The 20918-nt window shown below is 74.4% G+C and carries 19 protein-coding genes; 7 read left to right on the forward strand and 12 right to left on the reverse strand.

Going from position 1 to position 20918, the window contains the following annotated elements:
• Positions 1–12 precede the first annotated feature (12 nt).
• The gene (locus tag F8568_RS14995; protein WP_151594154.1) at positions 13–1071 is read right to left on the reverse strand and encodes a hypothetical protein; all 1059 of its coding nucleotides are present in this window, start codon (positions 1069–1071) and stop codon (positions 13–15) included.
• Positions 1072–1248: 177 nt separating this feature from the next.
• Here F8568_RS14995 and F8568_RS15000 point away from each other — a divergent pair, with 177 nt between their 5' ends.
• The gene (locus F8568_RS15000; protein ID WP_160573626.1) at positions 1249–1389 is read left to right on the forward strand and encodes a hypothetical protein; all 141 of its coding nucleotides are present in this window, start codon (positions 1249–1251) and stop codon (positions 1387–1389) included.
• Positions 1390–1693: 304 nt separating this feature from the next.
• Here F8568_RS15000 and hpnH read toward each other — a convergent pair whose 3' ends face one another.
• The 7 genes from hpnH to hpnC all read right to left on the reverse strand — a co-directional run bounded on the left by hpnH (position 1694) and on the right by hpnC (position 10181).
• Entirely contained in the window at positions 1694–2692 is a 999-nt protein-coding gene (hpnH, locus tag F8568_RS15005; protein ID WP_236008759.1) for an adenosyl-hopene transferase HpnH, read from the reverse strand.
• 5 nt (positions 2693–2697) lie between these two features.
• The gene (gene ispH, locus F8568_RS15010; RefSeq protein ID WP_151594156.1) at positions 2698–4179 is read right to left on the reverse strand and encodes a 4-hydroxy-3-methylbut-2-enyl diphosphate reductase; all 1482 of its coding nucleotides are present in this window, start codon (positions 4177–4179) and stop codon (positions 2698–2700) included.
• A complete protein-coding gene (gene shc / locus F8568_RS15015) occupies positions 4176–6041 on the reverse strand; it encodes a squalene--hopene cyclase (protein ID WP_151594157.1) in 1866 nt (621 codons plus the stop codon). The genes ispH and shc overlap by 4 nt, the downstream gene beginning before the upstream one ends.
• An 85-nt stretch (positions 6042–6126) precedes the next feature.
• Positions 6127–7137: a polyprenyl synthetase family protein gene (locus F8568_RS15020; protein ID WP_151594158.1), complete on the reverse strand. Its 1011-nt coding sequence runs from the start codon at positions 7135–7137 to the stop codon at positions 6127–6129.
• The gene (gene hpnE / locus F8568_RS15025) at positions 7134–8465 is read right to left on the reverse strand and encodes a hydroxysqualene dehydroxylase HpnE (protein WP_151594159.1); all 1332 of its coding nucleotides are present in this window, start codon (positions 8463–8465) and stop codon (positions 7134–7136) included. Before hpnE ends, F8568_RS15020 begins: the two co-directional genes overlap by 4 nt.
• Positions 8462–9322 (reverse strand): presqualene diphosphate synthase HpnD, encoded by an 861-nt coding sequence (hpnD, locus tag F8568_RS15030; RefSeq protein ID WP_151594160.1) that lies wholly within the window; start codon positions 9320–9322, stop codon positions 8462–8464. The genes hpnE and hpnD overlap by 4 nt, the downstream gene beginning before the upstream one ends.
• A gap of 1 nt (position 9323) precedes the next feature.
• A complete protein-coding gene (gene hpnC, locus F8568_RS15035) occupies positions 9324–10181 on the reverse strand; it encodes a squalene synthase HpnC (RefSeq protein ID WP_151594161.1) in 858 nt (285 codons plus the stop codon).
• A gap of 140 nt (positions 10182–10321) precedes the next feature.
• Here hpnC and F8568_RS15040 point away from each other — a divergent pair, with 140 nt between their 5' ends.
• The 3 genes from F8568_RS15040 to F8568_RS15050 all read left to right on the forward strand — a co-directional run bounded on the left by F8568_RS15040 (position 10322) and on the right by F8568_RS15050 (position 13198).
• Positions 10322–12376: a bifunctional phosphatase PAP2/O-acyltransferase family protein gene (locus F8568_RS15040; protein ID WP_160573627.1), complete on the forward strand. Its 2055-nt coding sequence runs from the start codon at positions 10322–10324 to the stop codon at positions 12374–12376.
• 108 nt (positions 12377–12484) lie between these two features.
• Complete coding sequence (locus F8568_RS15045; protein ID WP_151594163.1) at positions 12485–12805, forward strand: SDR family NAD(P)-dependent oxidoreductase; 321 nt, start codon at positions 12485–12487, stop codon at positions 12803–12805.
• Between the two features lie 33 nt (positions 12806–12838).
• Positions 12839–13198, forward strand: a complete 360-nt coding sequence (locus tag F8568_RS15050) for an STAS domain-containing protein (protein ID WP_151594164.1) — start codon at positions 12839–12841, stop codon at positions 13196–13198.
• 45 nt (positions 13199–13243) lie between these two features.
• Here the strand turns inward: F8568_RS15050 and F8568_RS15055 are convergent, their stop codons facing one another.
• Genes F8568_RS15055 through F8568_RS15065 form a run of 3 tightly spaced genes read right to left on the reverse strand, consistent with a single transcriptional unit; the run spans position 13244 to position 15380 of the window.
• Positions 13244–14554 (reverse strand): cytochrome P450, encoded by a 1311-nt coding sequence (locus F8568_RS15055; protein WP_236008760.1) that lies wholly within the window; start codon positions 14552–14554, stop codon positions 13244–13246.
• Positions 14551–14757, reverse strand: coding sequence for a ferredoxin (locus F8568_RS15060; RefSeq protein ID WP_151594165.1), 207 nt, complete (start codon positions 14755–14757; stop codon positions 14551–14553). Before F8568_RS15060 ends, F8568_RS15055 begins: the two co-directional genes overlap by 4 nt.
• A complete protein-coding gene (locus F8568_RS15065) occupies positions 14754–15380 on the reverse strand; it encodes a TetR/AcrR family transcriptional regulator (RefSeq protein WP_151594166.1) in 627 nt (208 codons plus the stop codon). Before F8568_RS15065 ends, F8568_RS15060 begins: the two co-directional genes overlap by 4 nt.
• Before the next feature lie 136 nt (positions 15381–15516).
• Between F8568_RS15065 and F8568_RS15070 the strand changes: the two genes are divergently transcribed.
• On the forward strand, positions 15517–16986 hold the full coding sequence (locus F8568_RS15070) for an MFS transporter (RefSeq protein WP_328600886.1): 1470 nt from the start codon (positions 15517–15519) through the stop codon (positions 16984–16986).
• Here F8568_RS15070 and F8568_RS15075 read toward each other — a convergent pair.
• Complete coding sequence (locus F8568_RS15075; protein WP_151594167.1) at positions 16983–17987, reverse strand: oxygenase MpaB family protein; 1005 nt, start codon at positions 17985–17987, stop codon at positions 16983–16985. The two genes, F8568_RS15070 and F8568_RS15075, sit on opposite strands and share 4 nt — an antisense overlap.
• A gap of 95 nt (positions 17988–18082) precedes the next feature.
• Here F8568_RS15075 and F8568_RS15080 point away from each other — a divergent pair, with 95 nt between their 5' ends.
• The gene (locus F8568_RS15080; RefSeq protein ID WP_151594168.1) at positions 18083–18700 is read left to right on the forward strand and encodes a TetR/AcrR family transcriptional regulator; all 618 of its coding nucleotides are present in this window, start codon (positions 18083–18085) and stop codon (positions 18698–18700) included.
• 339 nt (positions 18701–19039) lie between these two features.
• The gene (locus tag F8568_RS15085; RefSeq protein ID WP_328600887.1) at positions 19040–20821 is read left to right on the forward strand and encodes an ABC transporter ATP-binding protein; all 1782 of its coding nucleotides are present in this window, start codon (positions 19040–19042) and stop codon (positions 20819–20821) included.
• Positions 20822–20918 lie beyond the last annotated feature (97 nt).

The following is a 20918-nucleotide window of genomic DNA, read 5'->3' on the forward strand; positions in this document are numbered from 1 at the left end:
CTTGGCCGGCCCTCACCCGTACGCCTTGGCCACGCCGTCGAGCAGGTGCTCGAGGGTGTCGTACGAGGGGGTGTCGGCGACATCGAGCAGGTCGGCCCGGACGGGCACCCGATGCTCGGCGGCGACCTCGGCGAACCGCGCGGGGTCGGTGGTCCGGAACCCGTGCACGGCCGCGAGCCGCTGCAACGCGCGGTCGGTCGTCAGCAGGTGCCCGACCTTGTCGCCCTTGTCGTCGAAGGGGATGAGGGTGTGCTTGGACTGCACCGTCGGAGACGGGTACAGCAGCACCATGCCCGGCTTGAGCCGGCCCCGTACGGCCGCGTCGACGAACTGCGCCTCGTAGGCGCAGACGAGCGGTGTGTTCCCCATTCCGAGGGCGAGATAGTCCCCGAAGGGCCCTTCGGAGGTGTTGTCGGTGTAGCCCTGGTCGACGAACAGGCCCGTCAGTGTGGGCAGCACTTTCCGCTCCTGCGCGGCGTCCGTCACGACCCTGTCGCCGTTGGCGACGTACGAGGCGATCGCGAGGTACATCGCGGCCGAGTTGGAGCTGCGCGGATCGGTCGTGGAGACCAGGATGTTCTTGCGGACCGGATACGCCGTGTTGTTCGCCAGCTGGTCCCACCGCCGATGCCGCGCGACCAGGCGTAGGTATGCGGCGAAATCGAACACCGAGCCGTTCCGCACGACCCCCTCGCGGGCCAGCAGGTCCGCGATCGGCTGGAACGTCGCGATGACCATGGGCGAGGCGAACGGGGAGTAGCGCGCGGTCGTCCCGCGGGCCCGCAGGATCCGGTCGGCGGCGGGCGCGCTGGACGGGAACACGAAGTCGTAGCCGTCCAGGTCGACGGAGGTGGCGATCTGCCGGGAACCCGCGGGGTCGACCTCGACCTTCAGCCCGTGGCGCGCGAACTCCTTCCGCACCGCCGGGTCGGCGAAGAACGCCTCCTTCTCCGAACCGATCACACCGCGGACCGTCGTGCTCCCCGAATCCGATCCGTGTCCCCGGACGATCGTCACAGCCACGCCGGCGAGGAGGGCCACCGCCAGCAGGATCGAGAGTTTCCGCCTCATGTGCGACCGATGGTGCGAGCTCCGCCTGTCCGCCGCTCGACGGCCGGATGTCCGTCGGGTTACCGGTGGACGGCGGTTGCCCCGGCCCGCGGGCCTGGACGCGGGAGTGTCCGCCGGCGACCGCGGGGAGCCGCCGGAGACGCCGGCCGCCAGGTCGGCTCGTCGGCGGGCGTCGCGGTGTTCGGCGCTCTGCTGGCGGGCACCGCGTTCACCGAGGGCTTGCGGATCGCGCTGGGTCTCGCCGTCGCCGCGATCGCCGTCACCGTGCCCATCACGCTCACACTCCGGCACGACACCGCCTCCACCCGAACGCGATGACCTGCGCCTTGAGATGACCTGCGCCTTGAGATGACCCTCCGACTTGAGCCGCCCGCCCGCCGACCCGCCCGCCGCCCGCAGAGCGACACTCGGTTCCGCCGGTTCGCCGCAGCCCGGCCGCTGTCGCGGGCATACCCGGCGGCTGACAGGCTGTTTCGCCGCAGGGCATTGGCGTCGTCGAGGTGGTCGCGGCCGCCGGGGCCTCAGCGGGTGGGAAACAGCCTGTCAGTCGTGGGGGCCAGGGGCTGTCCCCCTGGGCCGGCACCGTGGCGGGGGTTCAGGGGCGCTTCCCTTGGGGCTCTGCTCAGTTCTCGCGGAGGGCTCGTAGTGACTGTTTGAGGGAGCCGAGCGTCTTGAAGACCGCGGTCGGTTCGTAGCCGCAGTGGGCCATGCAGTTGGCGCAGCGCGGGTCGCGGCCCCGGCCGTAGGACTCCCAGTCGGTCTCGTCGAGGAGTTCCCGGTAGGTCTGCGTGTAGCCGTCCGACATCAGGTAGCACGGGCGCTGCCAGCCGAACAGCGAGTAGGACGGGATCGCCCAGGCGGTGCAGCCGAAGTCGGCCTTGCCTTCGAGGAAGTCGAGGAACAGCGGCGAGTGGTTCAGCCGCCACCGCTTGCGGTTGCCGTCCGCGAAGGCCTTGCGGAACAGCTCGCGGGTCTCCTGGACGCCGAGGAAGTGCTCCTGGTCGGGCGCCTTGTCGTAGGCGTACCCGGGCGAGAGCATCATCTCGTCCACCTGCAGGTCGTCGTTGAGGTAGTTCAGGACGTCGATGACGGTCTGCGGGGTGTCGGTGTTGAAGAACGTGGTGTTGGTGGTGACCCGGAAACCGCGCTCCTTGATCAGCTTGACCGCGGCGACGGCCTCCTCGAACACGCCCTCCTTGCAGACGGACTCGTCGTGCCGTTCCTGAAGGCCGTCGATGTGCACGGTGAAGGCGAAGTAGGGCGACGGCGTGAACTTGTCGAGCTTCTTCGGGATCAGCAGCGCATTCGTGCACAGGAACACGAACTTCTTCATCTTCACCAGCTCGGCGACCAGCTCGCCGATCTGCGGGTGCATGAGGGGCTCGCCGCCGGCGATCGAGACCATCGGCGCGCCGCACTCCTTCACGGCGGCGACGGCCTGCTCGACCGGCATGCGCCGCTTCAGCACGTCGGCGGGATGCTGGATCTTGCCGCAGCCCGCGCACTTGAGGTTGCAGGCGAACAGCGGCTCCAGCTCCATGATGAGCGGGAACTTGTCCCTGCCGCGCACCTTGTTGGTCATGATGTGCGACGCGACGCGGACGCTCTGGCGCACTGGCATCGGCATTAGGGTCGGACCTCCTTCGGCAGGGTGAACTCGGTGGTCTCCACCGTGACCGCGCGTTCGGCGAGGTCGGCGGGGCCGAGGCCGCGCAGCGCGGCGACGACCGCGTCGAGCACGGCGGGCGGCGCGGACGCGCCGGCGGTGACGCCGACGGCGCGGGCGCCGCGGAGCCGGTCGAGCGGGATGTCGGCCGGGCCGTCGATCAGCACGGCGGGCGCGCCCGCCTGCTCGGCGACCTCGACGAGCCGGCGGGAGTTGGAGGAGTTGGCGGACCCGACGACGAGCACGAGGTCGGCGTCGCGCGCGACGCGGGTCACGGCCCGCTGCCGGTTGGTCGTGGCGTAGCAGATGTCGTCGGTGTGCGGGCCGCGCGCGTCCGGGAACCGGCGGGTGATCTCCGCGGCCAGCGCGTCCGCCTCGTCGGCGGACAGGGTGGTCTGGGTGAGGTAGGCGACGGGGCGGTCCGCCGGCAGCGCCGCGACGTCGGCGGGGGTCTGCACGAGCACCGTGGACGCCGGCGCCTCGCCGAGCGTGCCCTCGACCTCCTCGTGCCCGGCGTGCCCGATGAGCGCGACGAGGTCGCCGCGCGCGGCGTGCCGGCGGGCCTCGGCGTGTACCTTGGCGACCAGCGGGCACGTCGCGTCGATGACGCGCAGGCCGAGCCGTCCGGCCTCGGCGCGGACGGCGGGCGCGACGCCGTGCGCGGAGAAGACCGTCACGGCGCCGGGCGGCACCTCGTCCAGCTCGTCGACGAACACGGCGCCGCGGCGGGCGAGGCCGTTCACGACGTGGGTGTTGTGGACGATCTGCTTGCGCACGTACACCGGCGGGCCGTGCATCTCCAGGGCCCGTTCGACGATCTCGATGGCGCGCTCGACGCCGGCGCAGAAGGAGCGCGGCGACGCCAGCAGGATCCGGCGCGGGCCGATCGCGTCCGCCCATGCGCGCAGGGCGGGCGCGATCGTCCGCAGCCGGCGCAGGGCGGCCGTCCCGCCGGTGAGGGTGGCGGGGCTGAGCAGCGGGCGGTCCGGGGTGTCGACGATCGCGCGGACCACCGCGACCGGGCGGTCGCCGGCCGCGGCGGCGAGCGGCGCCGACTCCATGTCGACGGCCATCGCCCCGGTCGCGGCCAGCGCGGCGCGCTCGCGGCCGGTGACGATGTGGTCGGTGGTGACGAGCGGGCCGCGGTGCACGGTCGCGCCGGTCGTCCGCTCCAGGAGCCCGGCGAGGGGCTCCGCCGCGGGGCACGGGACGGTCGCGCCGGCGCCCCGGATCTCGGTCGCGACGAACAGGTCGCCGGGCCGCAGCCGCTCGTCGAGCGCACCGCCGAAGCCCGCGACGGCCAGCGCGTCGGCGACGGCCAGCCGCGCGGCGGCCTTCCGCGCCCGGGCCGGGCCGGCGCCGGTCCGCACGACCGGCAGGCCGCCGCGCGCGAGCGCCCGGGCCTCGATCCCGAGCGCCGCGCACACCGCGAGCTCCGTCACCTGTCCCGTCCCAGGTAGCGGCCGAGGGCGCTGATCGGGAACACCAGCCGGTACAGGTGGTAGTTGATGTAGAAGTCGCCGGGGAAGCCGGTGCCGGTGAACTGGTCCTCGTCCCAGGTGCCGTCCGGGCGCTGGTGCTCGACGAGCCAGCGCACCCCGGCCTCGACGGCGGGCGACCGCTCGCCCGCGGCGAGCAGCGCCAGCAGCGCCCAGGCGGTCTGCGACGGGGTGGACGTGCCGCGCCCGATCCAGGACGGGTCGTCGTAGGAGCGCAGGTCCTCGCCCCAGCCGCCGTCGGGGTTCTGGTGCTGCTCCAGCCACGCGACGGCGCGGCGGATCGGCGGCTTGTCCGGGCGGACGCCCGCGGCGATCAGCGCGGGCACCACGCCGCCGGTGCCGTAGACGTGGTTGGCGCCCCACCGGCCGAACCACGACCCGTCCGTCTCCTGCGCCTTCAGCAGCCACACGACGGCGCGCTTGGTGACGGGCGACTCCGCGTGGCCCTCCTTGGCGAGGGCCTCGACCACGTGCGCGGTGACGTCGGCGGACGGCGGGTCGATGACGGCGCCGAAGTCGCAGAACGGCAGCTTGGTGCACAGCTCCTGGGTGTTGTCGGCGTCGAAGGCGGCGAACCCGCCGTCCTTGGAGGCCATCCCCGCCATCCACCGGACGGCCCGGTCGATCGGCCCGCGGGCGTCGGGCAGCCCGGAGCGGCGCAGCGCGAGGATCGCCTCGGCGGTGTCGTCGGTGTCGGGGTACAGGTCGTTGTCGAACTCGAACGCCCACCCTCCGGGCGGCAGGTCGGGCCGCCGCACCGACCAGTCCCCCGGCCCGCGGATCTCCTCGTTCACGACCCAGCGGGCCGCGCGCAGCAGCGCGGGGTCCCCCTCGGGCGCGCCCGCGTCCGACAGCGCGTTCATCGCGAGGACGGTGTCCCAGACCGGCGACTGGCACGCCTCGAGGCGGCGGCCCTTCTCGTCCTCGATCGTGAACCGGTCGAGGCCGGCGAGGCCGCGCTTCATCACCGGGTGGTCGAGGTCGTAGCCGAGCAGGCTCAGCGCCATCAGCGAGTACACCCACGGCGGCTGGATGCCGCCCCAGCAGCCGTCCGCCTCCTGCCGGGCGACGATCCACTCGGCGGCGCGGCGCAGCGCGGCCCGCCGCAGCGGCCGCACCGGGCGCTTCTCGTAGACGTGCAGCGCCCGGTCGAGGGCGTTGAACGCCGCTCCCCACCCGGTCGCCTTCCGGGCGGGGCGCCGGCCCGCGCGCAGCTCGGCCAGGTCGAACGGCAGCGCCCGGACGGGCCGCAGCGACCCGAGGACGGTCAGCGGCACGATCGTCTGCCGCGCCCAGCACGCCCAGCTGTAGACGTTCAGCGGGACGCGGCTCGGCAGGAACATCAGCTCCGGCGGCATCACCGGCAGGTCGTCCCAGGACCACTGGCCGAACAGCGCGAGCCAGATGCGGGTGAACACGCGGCTGCCCTCGATGCCGCCGGCCTCGCGCGCGTAGGCGGCGGCCTTGCGCATGTGCTCGGCGTCCGGGGCGTCGCCGGCCAGCCGCAGCGCGACGTACGCCTCGATGGTGGTGGACGGGTCCGGCGGCCCCTCGTAGAAGTTCGCCCACGTCCCGTCGGCGCGCTGCTGCGAGCGGATCCAGCGCGCCGCCGCGGCGGTCTCGGCCTCGGTGCGGATGCCGAGGAACTGGCGCAGCAGCAGGTCCTCGGCGTCCATGGTGACGTTGGTCTCCAGCTCGGCCTTCCACCAGCCCTCGGCCGACTGCAGGCCGAGCAGGTGGTCGCGGGCCGCCTCGACGGCGGCCGCGGCCGCTTCGGTGAGTCCGGGGGCTTCCGTCGTGGTCATTCGGCATCCTGCTTTCTGACGGGTCTCCGCTTCCCGGCGCGGGCCCGCCGCTCAGTGCTTCCAGGCGCTCAGCCGTCCCGGGCGCTCAGTGGTCCCGGGCGGTGACGAAGAGCGCGATGTCGCGGAACTCCGCGCGGACCGCCTCGTCCATCTCCACGTCGCCCACGTGCTTGGCGGCCAGCGCGACGCGGCGGTCGGCCTCGGCCTCGGCCCAGGCGCGCCCGCCCGCGGCCTCGACCAGGTCCGCCATCTCCCGCAGGTCGGCCTCGTCGGGCTCGCCGGGCGCCGCGTACAGCTCGGCGAGCCGCGCGGACTCGGCGGTCCCGGCGGTCAGCGCGGCGACGACCGGCAGCGACTTCTTGCGGGCGCGCAGGTCCGACAGGACCGGTTTGCCGGTCGTCTCCGGGCTCCCCCAGATGCCGAGCAGGTCGTCGACGAGCTGGAACGCCAGGCCCATCTCCGACCCGTACCCGGTGAGGGCGGTGACCAGCTCGGCGGGCGCCTCGCCGAGCATCGCGCCGATGGAGCTGGCGCAGGCCAGCAGCGCGCCGGTCTTGTCGGACGCCATCGTCAGGCACTCGTCGAGCGTGACGTCGGCGCGGGTCTCGAACCCCATGTCGAGGGCCTGGCCGGAGATGAGCCGCTGGGTGGCGGCGGTCAGCGCCTCGGCGGCCCAGTGCGCGCCGCGGGTGTGCTGCTCCAGCAGCAGTTCCTCCGACAGCGCCAGCAGCGCGTCGCCGGCGAGGATCGCGGCGGCCGCGCCGAACACCGTCCAGGCGGCGGGGCGGTGCCGGCGGGTGCGGTCGCCGTCCATGATGTCGTCGTGCAGCAGCGAGAACGCGTGCACGAACTCCACCGCGACCGCGCCCGGCAGCGCGTTCTGCGGCGGGGCGCCGGCGGCCCGCCCCGACAGCATCGCCAGTGCGGGGCGCAGCGCCTTGCCGCCGGCCGCGGCGGGGTTGCCGTCGGCGTCGGTCCAGCCGAGGTGGTAGGCGATGACGCGGCGGTTGGCCGGGTCGAGGCGGTCCACGCAGACGCGCATCGCCTCATCGACGAGGGCGCGCCCGTCGGTGATCGAGCCGGGGACGGCGGTCATCGGCCGCTCACCCCGTCCAGGTGCCGCCGGACCAGCCGGGCGGCGGTCAGTCCACTGCGCACTGCCCCCTCCATGGTGTCGGGCCAGCCCGTGTCCGTCCACGCGCCGGCGAGGAACAGCCCCGGCACGCGGGTCGCGGACGCGGGACGCAGCGCGCCGCTGCCGGGGCTCTGGCGGAACGTCGCGTGACGTTCGCGGGTGACGAAGAAGTCGGTGACGCGGGCCCGCCGGGCGGCCGGGAACAGCCGTTCCAGCTCGGGCAGGAACGCGGCGCGGACGTCGGCGGCGGGCGTGTCGATCCAGCCGTCGGCGGCCGACACCGACACCGCGAGGTACTGGCCCCGGACGAGGCCGCTGACCTCCGTGCGGTCGAACGCCCACTGCACCGGCGAGCCGACCGCGGCGGCGAACGGCACGTCCATGACCGGCCGGTCGTAGACGACGTGCACGTTGATGATCGGGCTGGCGCCGAGGCCGGCCCAGCGGTCCCGGTCCGGGCACGCCTGCGCCGGGACGAGCGGGGCCGCCGCGCGGTGCGGCACCGCGACGACGACGGCGTCCGCGGCGACCGGCTCGCCGTCCACCACGAGCTTCGGCCCGGCGTCGACCGCCGACACCTTCGCCTTCAGATGGATCCGGCCGCCGAGCCGCTCGATCCGCTTCGCCGCGATCGTGCCGTGCAGCTCGCCGAGCGGGACGGTGGGGACGCCGATGTCGGCGGCGTCGGAGCGGCCGAGCAGGCCCTGCTTGCACACCATCGCCGCGGGGCCCATCGCCGCGTCGTCCACCCCGATGTTCAGCGCCGAGATCAGGAACAGCTCCCACAGCGCGGCGCGGGCCCGCTCGCGCTGGCCGTGGGCGGCGAGCCAGGCGCCCATCGCCCGCCCGTCCAGCGCCGGGTCCTGCGGGTCGAGGCCCCGCAGGGCCAGCGACGCGCGCACGGCCCGCAGCCGGTCGCCCGGCGACAGCAGCCGGTACCCGGCGAGCGCGGGCAGCAGGTGCAGCGGCCCCGGCGCCTTCGCCCGGCGCAGCCGCCCGGCCGGGCCGTCCGGGGTGAGGACGCGGATGTCGAGGCGGTCCTGGACGCGGACGAGGTCGCGCGCGTCCAGCCGGTCGAGCAGCCCCCGGTAGGCGGTGCAGCACTTGAGGAAGACGTGCTGGCCGTTGTCGACGGTCAGGCCGTCCCGGTCGAACGAATGGGTCGCGCCCCCGAGCCGGGGACGCGCCTCGTAGAGGGTGGTCGGCACGCCCGCCTCCAGGAGCGCGAGCGCGGTGCTGATCCCGGCGAGCCCGCCGCCGACGACGGCGACGTTCCCCCGGGGGCTCACCGCCGGATCCCGGTGAGCGCCGTCGCGGCGACGGCCGCCTTCTCCCACGCGGGCAGCGACATGCGGCGTTCCAGCGCGCCCGCCGGGTCGGCGGTGATGCGCCGCAGCAGGCGCCGGTAGATGCCGGCCATCGTCCCCGTGCACGCGGCGCTGCGCCGGTCGAGCATCGGCAGCAGCCGCAGCCCCGTCGCGTACCGTTCCGCGGCGCGCTCCGCCTGGAACCGGACCAGCGCCGCGAGCTGCTCGGGCGGGTCGGTGAACCGGCCGGACGCGTCCTGGGCGAGGGTGCAGCCGAACCGCGCGAGGTCCTTGGCGGGCAGGTAGACCCGGCCGTCGAGGCGGTCCTCGCGGACGTCGCGCAGGATGTTCGTGAGCTGCAGCGCGACGCCGAGCGCGTCGGCGCGGGTCCGCGCGACCCGCGGGTCGTCGGTGCCGAACACGCCGAGCGACAGCCGGCCGATCGAGCCGGCGACGCACCGGCAGTACCAGAGCAGGTCGTCGAAGGTGTCGTAGGCCGCGCCGCGCACGTCGGCCTCGCAGCCGTCGATCAGCTCGCCGAACGCCTCCAGCGGGATCGGCATCCGGTGCGCCGCGTCCGCCAGGGCGACCATCACCGGGTCGTCGGGGTGGGCGCCCGGGTCGGCGAGGCGGTCCCGCTCGGCGGCCAGCGCGGCCAGCCTCGCATCGGGAGGCGCGTCGTTGTCGTCGCCGATGTCGTCGATCCGCCGCGCGAAGGCGTAGACGGCGCTCAGCGCCCGGCGCTTCGGCGGGGGCAGGAGGCGGATCCCGTACGAGAAGTTGCGTGCCTGCGACCGGACGACGTCTTCGCAGTGCCGGTAAGCGCCGGCTGCGTCCATCTCATCTCCTTCCCAACATCCGCGACCACTCGGCGAGCAGCCGCGTCTTCCCCGGGCGGGGCGGTCCGGCCAGGACGTCGTAGGCGCGGCGGTCCAGGGCGGCGAGGGCGGCGAACCCGCCCGCCGCATACCCGGCCACGGCGACGCGCGCGAAACCCGGCAGGCTCCGGACGAGAGGCGCGCCTTCGGCGAGCAGTCGTCCTGCCCTTCCCGCCTGGACGGCGATGACACCGCGCAGCCGGGTGGGGGTCACCGCGGCCCGAAGGTCGTCCTCGGTGCAGCCGAACCGGCGCAGGTCGTCCGCCGGCAGGTAGACCCGGCCGTTGCGGTGGTCCTCGCCGACGTCCTGGCAGTGCTCGATGACCTGCAGCGCGGAGCAGATCCGGTCGGACAGCCGGAGCCGCGCCGGGGTGGCGGCGCCGAACACGTGCAGCACGATGTGCCCGACTGGGTCGGCGGACAGCGTGCAGTAGTCCAGCAGCTGGTCGAACGTCTCGTAGCGGGTGACGACCTGGTCCTGGCGGTTCGCCCGCACTAGCCGCCGGAACGGCTCGGCGGGGATGCTCCGCTCGTGGATCGTGCGGGCCAGCGCCCGCATGACGGGGATCTCCGGGACGGCGCCGGCGTAGATCCGGTCGAGGTCGCGGTCCACGAGGTCGAGCAGGGCGGCGCGCTCATCGGGCGGCGCCTCGTCGCCGATGTCGTCGACGAGCCGGGCGTAGCCGTACACGTCGAGCAGGTGCGCCCGGTGCCGGGCGGGCAGGAGCCGGGCGGCCACCGGGAAGTTCTCCCTGGCCTGCAGTCGGTTCCTGATGTGGCGTTCGTAGCTCTCGTTCCATAAGCGCTCGCTGACGGACATCGTTTCCTTCGGGGGCGGCGCGCGGGGCGGGGCGGCGCTCTGCCGGTCGCAGAGGTCCCATAACCCCGATGATCGCCGGGTAAACGCGAAACCGATCATATATATGTGTATAAACCAAGTTTTTGGGTTAGGAGTGGTTGGTGACCCCAGAAGCCGTCCCCTCCGCGCTCCCCAGCGGGCGGCCGAACCGCCGGCCGCCGCTCGCCCGCGAACTAGCGTTCGGGCTGTCGCTCTTCGCGCTGTACGCCGTCGCCGCGGCCGTCCCGGTCGCCGGCGACCGGCACGCGGCCGCCGCCGACCACGGCCGGCGGATCCACGACCTCGAGCGGACGCTGCACATCGCCGCCGAGAAGCCGCTCAACGACTGGCTCGCCGCGCACCGGTCCGTCGCCGTCGTCGCGAACTACGAGTACGCCACCGTCTACCTGATCAGCACCCTGTGGGTGCTCGCCTGGCTGTACCGCAGGCGCCCGGAGCGCTACCGCGTCGCCCGCAACTCCTTCGCGCTGATCAACGTGGTCGGCGCGGTCTGCTTCGCGCTGTGGCCGGTGGCGCCGCCGCGGCTGGTGCCCGACCTCGGGTTCGTCGACACCGTCATCGAGCACGGCACGTGGGGGTCGTGGGGCAGCCCGGTCGTCGACCACGCCGACCGGCTCGCGGCGATGCCGTCGCTGCACGTCGCGTGGGCGCTGTGGGTCAGTGTCGAGCTGGCCCGGCTGTCGGTGCGGCGGTGGCTGCAGGCGGTGAGCCTGCTGCACGTCTTCGTGACGCTCTACGTCATCATGGCGACCGGCAACCACTACCTGCTGGACGCGGCGGGCGCGCTGGTCGTGGTCCTGTTCGCCTACGTCGTGACCGACCGGGATGCCGGCCGCCCGCGCGCCCCGGTCGTCCCGCCCGAGGACGCGTTCTTCCTGGCCGTCGAGTCGGACCGGACGCCGCAGCACGTCGGCGGGCTGATCTTCCTCGACGCGCCGGACGGGTCGCCGAGCCGCGCGGACGTGATCGCGATGCTGCGCGGCAAGCTGGACGAGCTGCCCCGGCTGGGCCAGCGGATGACCCCCGCGTCGCGGCTGCGGCGGCGGCGCTGGGTCGGCCACCCGGTCATCGACTGGGACTGGCACGTGCACGAGGAGGTCCTGGCGGAGGGCGGCGACGCCGCGCTCAACGCGCTCGTCGGCGCGCTGCAGAGCGAGCCGCTGCCGCGCGACCGGCCGATGTGGCGGATGATCCTGGTGCGCGGGTACGCCCCCGACCGGTCGGCGGTGGTCTTCCTGATGCACCATGTCGTCGCGGACGGGATGGGCGTGATCACGCACGTGCTGCGGATGCTGACGCCCCCGGACGCGCTGCCCGCCGCGGGCGCCGGGCCGTCGGCGGCGCGCCGCGCGCTGGGCACGGCCGCCGGGATCGCGCAGCTGGCGACGGAGCCGCGGCAGCGGACGCGGCTGCGGTCGAGCGGCACCGCCGAGCGGGCGTTCGGGACCTTCCGGCTGCCGATGGCGGACGTCCGCGACCTCGCCCGCAAGCACCGCGTGCGGGTGACGGACGTGGTGCTGTGCGCGCTGGCCGGCGGGCTGCGGCGGGTCGGCCCGCCCGTGGACGGGCCGGAGGGCGGGCCCGCCCTGCGGGTCGCGGTGCCGCTGATGACCGGCGGGCCGGTGGTGCCGCCCGAGGGCAACCACACCTCGGCCGTCATGGTGGACCTGCCGTACGGGCCGATGGCCGAGGTCGAGCGGCTGCGCGCGCTGGCCGCGGCGACGCGCCGGCTGCGGTCCGGCACCCGGGCGCTGGCCTCGGCGTTCGTGATGCAGCGGGCGTCGCGGGCGCTGCCGCCGGTGCTGCACGACGCGTTCGCGCGGGCGGTGTACGGCGGCCGGACGTTCCAGGCGATCGCCACGAACCTCCCCGGCTCGAACACCCCGACGCGGCTGGCCGGCGCCCGGCTGATCGTGGCGCACCCGATCGTGCCGACCGGGCCGGGCGCGCCGCTCGCGGTCGGCGCCCTCGGCTGGACCGGGATGCTGAACATGGGGATCAGCGCGGAGGCGACGCTGGTGGCCGACATGGACGCGCTGTGCGACGCCATGCGCGACGTGATCGAGGAGCTCGGCGCCGCGGAGGCGCCGCAGGCGCCGGGGACGGCCCCCGCGCAGGCGGCGCGGCGCGGCCGCGGGCCGTCCGTGCCCGGCTGAGATCGGGGTAGTGCGGCCGGGATGCCCGGGGCTCACCCGCGCCGCGTTACGGACGCGTCTGTGCGGGCAGTGCTGCCGTGTGCCGACGGATCCGGTTGGAGGGCCGCGATGAACTACGGGATCGACGGACACAGCGTCGTGGTGATCACCGGCGCCGGCGGCGGCATCGGCCGTGCCGCCGCGCGCGTGTTCGGCGGGCGCGGCGCCGGGGTCGCGCTGCCGGCGCGCGGCGAGGAGGGCCTGGACGGCGCCGCCGCGGACGTCGCCAAGGCGGGCGGGCGCGCCAAGCATCGACGAGGAGGCCCATCCGCGCAGCCCGCAGCTGTGGGCGGCCAAGCACAAGTACCTGGTCGGCGCGGCGACCGCGGGAGCGGCCGCCACCGGGGCGGCGGTGGGCGCCGCCAGGCTGCTGCGGCGATGATCCCGTAGGGTGCCCGGGGGGAACGATCGGAGGGTGAGCGCATGGGGGCCGCTGATGGGGCGCCGGACGACGGCGCGAGTTTCAGCGTCGCCGAGCACGCCGGCTGGACGGTGGTGACGGTCTCGGGAGAGCTGGACATCGCCACGGCCGGGACGCTGGACGAGCATCTGTCGGCGGCGATCGGCGCGGACGGGCCGCCGCGGGTCGTCGTCGACGTCACCCGCATGACGTTCTGCGACTCGTCGGGGCTGAACGTGCTGATCCGGGCGAGCAAGCGGATCGCCGCGATGCGCGGCCGGTTCGTGCTGGTGCGCCCGACCGACCGCGTCCGCAACGTGCTGCGGGTCACCGGGCTGGAACGCGTCTTCGACATCCGCGACGAGCTGCCCGAGCCCGGCTGAGCGGGTCCGGGCGCGGCGGCGCGCCGCTGCGCCCGGACGGGCGGGTCAGCCGACGCGGAGGGGCAGCGTGCGCGGGCCGCGGACCTGCCCGGCGGCCCACGTCACCGCCGACGGGTCGTCGAGGGTGAAGCGCGGGAACCGTTCGAGCCAGACCTCCAGGGCGACGCGCAGCTCCATGCGGGCCAGGTGCGAGCCGACGCAGCGGTGGATGCCGAGCCCGAACGCGGCGTGCCGGTTGACCTCCCGGTCGATGACGACCTCGCCGGCGCGGTCGAACTGCTCGGGGTCGCGGTTGGCGGCCGGGAACGACAGCAGGACCCAGTCCTCGGCCTTCATGTCGGCCCCGCGCCAGTGCATGTCCTGCTTCACCAGCCGCGCCATCGTCACCGGCGCGTACGCGCGCAGGAACTCCTCCATCGCGGTCGGCAGCAGCGCCGGCTCGGCGACCAGCCGCTCCAGGTCCGCCGGCGTCTTCGCGAGGTGCCACAGCGACGCGCCGATCGCGCTCCACGTCGTGTCGATGCCCGCGATCAGCAGCAGCGCCATCGTCCCGGACACGTGCGACGGGTCGAGCTTGCGGCCGTGCAGCTCGGCCTCGATCAGGTAGGTCGTGAGGTCCTCGCGGGGCCGGGCGACATGGTCGCGGATCTGGTCGAGGAGGTAGTCGAACAGCTTCTCCATCCGCGCGATGCGCTCGTCGGGCGGCCGGTTGACGCCCTCCAGCGCGTTCTCCACGAACTCGCGGAACTTCGGGCCGTCCTCCGGCGGGAACCCGAGCATGTCCGCGATGACCCGCATCGGGATGTGCTGGGCGTAGTCGCGGGCGGCGTCGACGACCCCGTCGCCCTGCAGTCCGTCGATGAGGGAGTGGCAGAACGCGCGGGTCGCCGGCTCCAGCCGGGACACGGCCGTCTTGGTGAAGGCCGGCAGCAGCAGCTTGCGCGCGTCGTGGTGGAAGGGCGGGTCGGACGAGATCGGCGGCACCCCGCCGACCGGCGCGACCTCCGGCGGCGGCCGGAAGTTGCTCATCACGATCGAGCGGGACGAGAAGCGCTCGGTGTCGTAGGCGATCGCGCTGACGTCCTCGTAGCGGGTCGGCAGCCAGCCGCCGCCGAACCGGCCGGTGTGCGCGATCGGGCAGCGCCGCCGCAGGTCGTCCTGGATCGGGTAGGGGTCGGCGGCCCATTCGGGTTCCAAATGGGAGAAGTCGGTCGCCCAGTCCGCCACGGGGCCGGTGACGACCTCGTTGCGGGTGCCGAGCGGCCGGCTCTCGCGCATCTCCTCGAAGCCCTGGGTGAAGCGGTCGGCGCCCGCCTCGCCCGCGGGCCCGGTGGCCGTCTCGCCGTCGGTGGTCATGCCTCCGCCTCCTTCACGACGGTGATCGCGCGCTCGGGGCAGTTGGCCGCCGCGCGGCGCGCGTCCTGCTCCGCGTCCGCCGGGACGGTCCCGTCGCCGAGGACGGTGCCGTAGCCCTCGCCGTCCTCGCCGAACAGCTCGGGGGCCAGGTCGTAGCAGCGGCCGTGGCCCTGGCAGCGCCCGGGATCGATCCGCACCTTCATCGCGTTCCTCCTGTCTCCGCTTCGGGACCCGCCGCCTCCGCCGGGGCGAAGGCGGCCACGACGCGGGCCAGCAGCGCCGCCCACTCCTCGTCGCCGACCCCGTGCATCTCCGGGGGGACCAGCACGCTGCCCATCGCCAGCAGCAGGCAGAAGTGCGCGATCGCGTTCGGCGACAGCGCCCCGTCCATCTCCCCGCCGGCCTGCGCCGCGCGCACCAGGTCCTCGAGCACGGCGGCGCGCTCGCCCATGTAGTCGTGCATCGGCCGGGCCACGTCGGCGTCCCGGCGGGCCGCCACGAGCGCCTCCACCACGAGGTGGCCGCGCGCGTCGCGGCGCTTCGGCAGCCACCGCCCGATGATCAGCAGCGAGTCGGTGATCGGGCGTTCCGGGTCGGCGGCGACGAGCTCGGCGAGCAGCCGCCGGCCGTGCGTGCGCAGCGCCGCCACCAGCAGCTCGCCCTTCGAGCCGAAGTGCGCGTACAGCGCGCCGTTGCTCACCCCGGCGGCGGCGGCGATGTCGGCGACGCGCGTGCCGTCGTAGCCGCGCTCGGCGAAGACGTCGGCCGCCGCGCGCAGCAGCCGCTCCCGCGTCTCGGCCGCCGTGACGCCCGCGATCCGGCCCATGGACGGAATTAAAAGACCGTTCATTCAGTACCGTCAAGGACTGGATTCTCGAATCGAGTTCTAGTATCAAGATCTAGAAAGAGGTTCGTACCTTCGTCGGCGGGAGGCCCCGCATGGGCGATGCCGGCGCACCCGCGTGACCGGGACGACGCCCGCCGTCCGCTGCCCAAAGCCCGCCGCCGGACGGCCCGGCGACCCGTGGCGGACGCTGTCCGCGGTGAGCATGGCGAGCGTGCTGACCGGCCTCGGCGGCAACACCCTCAACGTCGCGCTGCCCTCGGTGGTGCGGCACCTGCACGCCGGACCGCTCGCCGCGAACTGGATGCTGCTGTCGTTCATGCTGGCCAGCACCGTCCTCATCGTGGTGTTCGGCCGGTTCGCCGACATGTTCGGCCGCCGCGCGATGTACCTGTCCGGTCTCGGCGCCTACACCCTCGCGAGCCTGCTGCTCGGCTTCGCGCCGACCGCCTGGACGGTCGTCGGCCTGCGCGTGCTGCAGGCCGCGGGCGGCGCGATGCTGCTGGCCAACAGCGCCGCCATCGTCACCGACGCGTTCCCGCGCGAGCGGCTCGGCCGCGCCATGGGCATCTACACCGCCTCGTTCTCCATCGCGCAGCTCGCCGGGCCGACCCTCGGCGGCTACCTCACCGACGCCTTCGGCTGGCGCTGGGTGTTCTGGTACAATGTCCCGTTCGGCGTTCTGTGCCTGGTCTGGGGCGCCGTCGCGCTGCGGCCGGTGGAGGCCGCGTCGCGCGAGCGCGGCGTGGACCTGCCCGGCAACGCGCTCGTCCTCGCCGGGCTCGGCGGCCTGCTGTTCGGGCTGTCGCAGGTCAACGAGCGGGGATGGGGCAGCCCCGTCGTCCTCGGCGGCGCCGCGGTGTTCGCGGTGCTGCTGCCGGTCTTCCTCGCCGTCGAGCGCCGCTCCCCGCGCCCGGTCGTCGACGTCGCGCTGTTCCGGGACGGCCCGTTCGCGCTCGGGCTGCTCGCCACCTTCCTCAACGCGACCGCGCGGATGGGCGCGGTCGTGCTGCTCGCGCTGTTCTTCCAGGCCGTGCAGGGCGACGACCCCGTCACGGCCGGGCTCAAGGTGCTGCCGATGTCGGCGGTCGCGGTGCTGGCCTCGACCGGCGCGGGCTTCCTCGACGACCGCGTCGGCGCCCGGGCCATGACCGTGGCCGCCAGCGCGCTGACCACGCTCGGGCTGCTCGAACTGCTGGCCGTGGTCGGACGGGACGTCCCGTACCCGGCGGTCGCGGCGGGCCTGATGCTGCTGGGCGCCGGATCGGGGACGTTCTTGCCCTCCAACGCGACGGCGCTGCTGAGCGGCCTGCCGTCGCACCGGCTCGGCGTCGTCAACGCGGTGCGGCTGATGGTGCAGAACACCGGCATCATGGTGAGCACCGCCCTGGCCTTCTCGATCATCGCGGGGCCGGTGCCGGCGGCGCTGCGCGCGCACGTCTTCGCCGGGGACCTGTCGCGGGTGTCGGGGCAGGGCGTCCAGCAGCTCGTCATCGGCTACCGGTACGCGCTGGCCTGCATGGCGGCGCTGTCCGCGCTCGCCGTGCTGGCCTGCCTCGGCACCCGCCGCGCGGAGCGCGCCCGCTAAGCGAGGGCCTCCACTTCCGCGCGGGTCAGCTCCGGGTCGGGCGCGGACGGCGCGGTCACCTCGACGGGGGTGCGGGCCCCGCCGGCGACCCGGGCCTCGGCCTGCCGGAACTCCGGCAGCGGGCCGGTCGCGTCGTACAGCCCGTTGAGCGCGAGCCAGAGGGCGCCGCGGCGCATCCGCAGCACCAGCGGGTTGGGCCGCTGGTACAGGGCCAGCTTCTGCGCCCATTCGGGGAGCATGTCGCGGGCCGCCCAGTCCATGAACGGGCTGCCGGGCTCCCACGGCCTGGTGCCGTTGCCGCGCAGGTTCGGGCCCGTCCCGAACGCCTTGATCGGCGTGACGGCCAGGCGCGGCAGGTAGGACTCCAGGCACTCGGCGACCTCCGCCTTCGTCGCGGGCAGGCCGGTGCCGCCCAGCGCCTCCCCCACCCGGACGAACTCGCCGTAGTAGCGCTCCAGGTCGGCGCCGCGCAGCGGCTTGCGGTGGTAGCGCTCGTGCGCCGTCGCGAGCCCCCACACCACGGTGGCGTAGTTCCAGCGCAGCCATTCGGGGTCGTCGGCGTCGTAGGGCAGGCCGTCCGGGCGGGTGCCCTTCACGGTGTGGTGCATGGCGCGGACGGTCCGGGCGAGCCGCTCGGCGGTCGCGGTGGAGCCGTAGGCGGTGCCGATGAAGAACGACAGCGAGTGGCCGAGCCGGACGGCGGCGCCCTCCGGGTCGATGCCGCCGGTCGGGACGCCGTCCACCCGCTCGGGGATGCGGGAGTGGTCGTAGGCCATCCAGCTGATGCTGGGGTCGAGGCCCTCGATGTAGGCGGCCCCGACCAGGCCGAGGACCAGGGTCGGCAGGTGCGAGTGGACGTACCAGACCGCGCTGTCCGGGCCGAACCAGCCCGGGTCCCCCTCGGGTCCGGCGAACTCCAGGCCCCGGAAGAACCGGGACCGGATCTCGGCGTCGAAGGCCCGCTCGAAGCGTGCCGCGAGGATGTTCGTCCTGGGTGCCATCCGGGCGCTCCCATCAGAGTCTGGCTACAACTGTGTCCAGACCGCAGCGTAAGTGTTTGGGTACATGCGTGTCCAGACTTGGTATCGTGACCGCCATGGCGAACACCCGGACGGCCGCGAACACCCGGTGGGCCGGGATCCCCGCCGCCCGGCGGCGGGACGAGCGGCGCGACATGCTCGTCCGGGCCGCCTACCGGCTGTTCGCCGCGGGCGGCGAGGCGGCGCTGGCCGTCCGCGCGGTGTGCCGGGAGGCCGAGCTGCACACGCGCTACTTCTACGAGAACTTCGCCGACACCGCCGAGCTGCTCGCCGCCGTCTACGACCAGCAGGCCACCGCGCTCGCCGACGTCCTCGCCCGCGCGGTCGACGGCGCCGGCCCGCGCCCGGACGCGCGCACGCGCGCCGGCATCCGCGCCGTGCTGCGGTTCATCAGCGACGACCCGGGCCGCGGCCGCGTGCTGTTCGCCGAGGCGCGCGGCAACGAGATCCTCGCCGCCCGCCGCCGCGCCGCGCAGACCGCGCTGCTGGAGGGCGTCCTCGCGACGGCCCGCGACCAGGACCCGCCGCTCCCCGTCGTCATCGCCGCGACCATGTTCACCGGCGCCATGACCGAGCTGGCCCAGCAGTGGGCCGACGGCCGCCTCGGCACCGACCTCGACGCCGTCGTCGACAGCGCCGTGCACCTCTCCCTCTCCCTGCACCGCGCCGTCTAGCGCGCCGCGCAGGGCTCTGGCCGCGCAGTCCGCCGGCCACATTCGGATGTGCGGCCGACGGTTTAACGTCGTCCCGTTTCCGGGTGCGCTCGTCCGCCGCCGGCGCCGCGCGGAAGGGCGGCACCGCGCCCTTCTCCCCGCTTTCGACGTGCACCGGGACGCGCTCCTCCCCGTTTTCGGAACGCGCCTCCTCGCGGCCCGCGCCGCGCCCAGGAAATGCGATGGCCCGTCGATGAGGGTTCGGGGCAGCATGAAGTCCGCGGAGGCGTGGGAGGGCGCGTGGTTCTGGCTGGTGCACGGGATGGTCTTCAGGACGGACGGGCGCCCCGCAGGCGGGCGGTGCTGCTGGCGTTGCGGTACTACACCGCCGCGCTGCGCCGCAATTGGCGGGTCTCGGTTCCGGCGATGGTCCTGCCCGCCCTCGGCAACACCTGCCTGTACTACCTGACGCCGCTGGTGGTGGCGGCCCTGGTCGGGCACCTGTCCGGGGGCGGGGACGGCGGCGCCGGCGCGCTGCTGCCCTTCCTGCTCGGCTTCGCCGGGCTGATGCTGGCGGGCGAGGCGTTCTGGCGGGCGGGCCTGCACTGCCTCAACCGGACCGACGGCCGCGGCATCGAATGGCTCGGCGTCGTCGGCATGGACGAGCTGCTCGCCAAGGAGACCGCCTTCTTCCAGGACAACTTCGCCGGGGCGCTCACCAAGCGGATCCTGAACTTCTCCAGCGGGTTCGAGGACTTCGCCGACACCCTCGCCTTCTCGATCATGGCCAACGTGATCCCGCTGTCGTTCGCGTCGGTGGTGCTGTGGCGCTACCACCCGCTGCTGGTCCTGGTGCTCGTCGGGATGATCGTCCTGACCGGCCTGCTCGTCGCCCCGCTCATCCGCCGCCGGCAGGCGCTGGTGGACGCGCGCGAGGCCGCGAAGGTGCGGGTGTCGGGCCACGTCGCCGACGTGGTGACCAACATGGAGACGGTCCGCGCGTTCGCCGCCGAGGACCGCGAGGCCGCCGAGTACCGGAGCCGGGTGGTCGAGCAGCGCCGGTTGTCGCTGCGCTCGTGGGACTACGCCAACCTGCGGGTCGACATGATCGTCGCGCCGATGTCCGTGCTGACCAGCGTCCTCGGCCTGCTGGCCGCGGTGGCGCTGCGCGGCGGCCTCGGGGTGGAGGCCGTCGTCGTGACGTTCACCTACTACACCAACGCCACCCGGATCATGTTCGAGTTCAACCAGGTCTACCGGCGGATCGAGAGCACGCTGACCGAGGCCGCGCAGTTCACCGAGCTGCTCCTGGCGCCCCCGGCCGTCGTCGACCCGCCCGATCCCGAGCCGGCGGCCCCGGCCGACGCCTCGGTCCGCTTCGAGCGGGTGCGCTTCGCGCACGGCGGCGCGGCGCCCCTGTTCGACGAGCTGGACCTGGACATCCCGGGCGGCGCCCGGATCGGGCTGGTCGGCCGGTCCGGCGGCGGCAAGACCACCCTCACCCGGCTGCTGCTGCGGCTGATGGACGTCGACGGCGGACGCATCCTGGTCGGCGGCCAGGACATCGCGCGGCTGCGCCAGACCGACCTGCGCGCCCTGATCGCGTACGTGCCGCAGGAGCCCGCGATGTTCCACCGGTCGGTGCGCGACAACATCGCCTTCGCCCGGCCGGGCGCCACCGACGAGGAGGTGCTGCGCGCCGCGCGGGCGGCGCACGTCACCGAGTTCACCGACGGGCTGCCGGACGGGCTCGGCACCCTGGTCGGCGAGCGGGGCGTCAAGCTCTCCGGCGGCCAGCGGCAGCGGGTGGCGCTCGCCCGCGCGATCCTGCGCGACGCGCCGATCCTGCTGCTGGACGAGGCGACCAGCGCCCTCGACTCCGAGAGCGAGATCCTCGTCCAGGAGGCGCTGTGGCGGCTGATGCGCGGCCGCACCGCGCTGGTCGTCGCGCACCGGCTGAGCACGGTCGTCCGGATGGACCGGCTGGTCGTGCTCGACCGCGGCCGGGTCGTCGAGCAGGGCTCGCACCGGGAGCTGCTCCAGGCGGACGGCGCGTACGCGCGGCTGTGGCACCACCAGTCCGGCGGCTTCCTCACCGACGACGACGCCGACCCGGAGGCGCTCGACCCCCGTCCGGCCTGAGCCGGCGCCGGCGGGCCCGAGGCCACGATCAGCGCCAGAATTGTTGACAATTTGGGCGACAGGTTCCAGGATCGTGGTGGTCGACCCTGCTTCGGGG

Source organism: Actinomadura physcomitrii, assembly GCF_008923205.2.
GTDB lineage: Bacteria > Actinomycetota > Actinomycetes > Streptosporangiales > Streptosporangiaceae > Spirillospora > Spirillospora physcomitrii.

Excerpts from the sequence above, each read along its gene's own strand:
- F8568_RS14995 (WP_151594154.1), bottom strand. The coding sequence starts at position 1,071 with ATGAGGCGGAAACTCTCGATCCTGCTGGCGGTGGCCCTCCTCGCCGGC.
- hpnH (WP_236008759.1), bottom strand. The coding sequence starts at position 2,692 with ATGCCAGTGCGCCAGAGCGTCCGCGTCGCGTCGCACATCATGACCAAC.
- shc (WP_151594157.1), bottom strand. The coding sequence starts at position 6,041 with ATGACCACGACGGAAGCCCCCGGACTCACCGAAGCGGCCGCGGCCGCC.
- F8568_RS15020 (WP_151594158.1), bottom strand. The coding sequence starts at position 7,137 with ATGACCGCCGTCCCCGGCTCGATCACCGACGGGCGCGCCCTCGTCGAT.
- hpnD (WP_151594160.1), bottom strand. The coding sequence starts at position 9,322 with ATGGACGCAGCCGGCGCTTACCGGCACTGCGAAGACGTCGTCCGGTCG.
- hpnC (WP_151594161.1), bottom strand. The coding sequence starts at position 10,181 with ATGTCCGTCAGCGAGCGCTTATGGAACGAGAGCTACGAACGCCACATC.
- F8568_RS15045 (WP_151594163.1), top strand. The coding sequence starts at position 12,485 with ATGAACTACGGGATCGACGGACACAGCGTCGTGGTGATCACCGGCGCC.
- F8568_RS15050 (WP_151594164.1), top strand. The coding sequence starts at position 12,839 with ATGGGGGCCGCTGATGGGGCGCCGGACGACGGCGCGAGTTTCAGCGTC.
- F8568_RS15055 (WP_236008760.1), bottom strand. The coding sequence starts at position 14,554 with ATGACCACCGACGGCGAGACGGCCACCGGGCCCGCGGGCGAGGCGGGC.
- F8568_RS15060 (WP_151594165.1), bottom strand. The coding sequence starts at position 14,757 with ATGAAGGTGCGGATCGATCCCGGGCGCTGCCAGGGCCACGGCCGCTGC.
- F8568_RS15065 (WP_151594166.1), bottom strand. The coding sequence starts at position 15,380 with ATGGGCCGGATCGCGGGCGTCACGGCGGCCGAGACGCGGGAGCGGCTG.
- F8568_RS15075 (WP_151594167.1), bottom strand. The coding sequence starts at position 17,987 with ATGGCACCCAGGACGAACATCCTCGCGGCACGCTTCGAGCGGGCCTTC.
- F8568_RS15080 (WP_151594168.1), top strand. The coding sequence starts at position 18,083 with ATGGCGAACACCCGGACGGCCGCGAACACCCGGTGGGCCGGGATCCCC.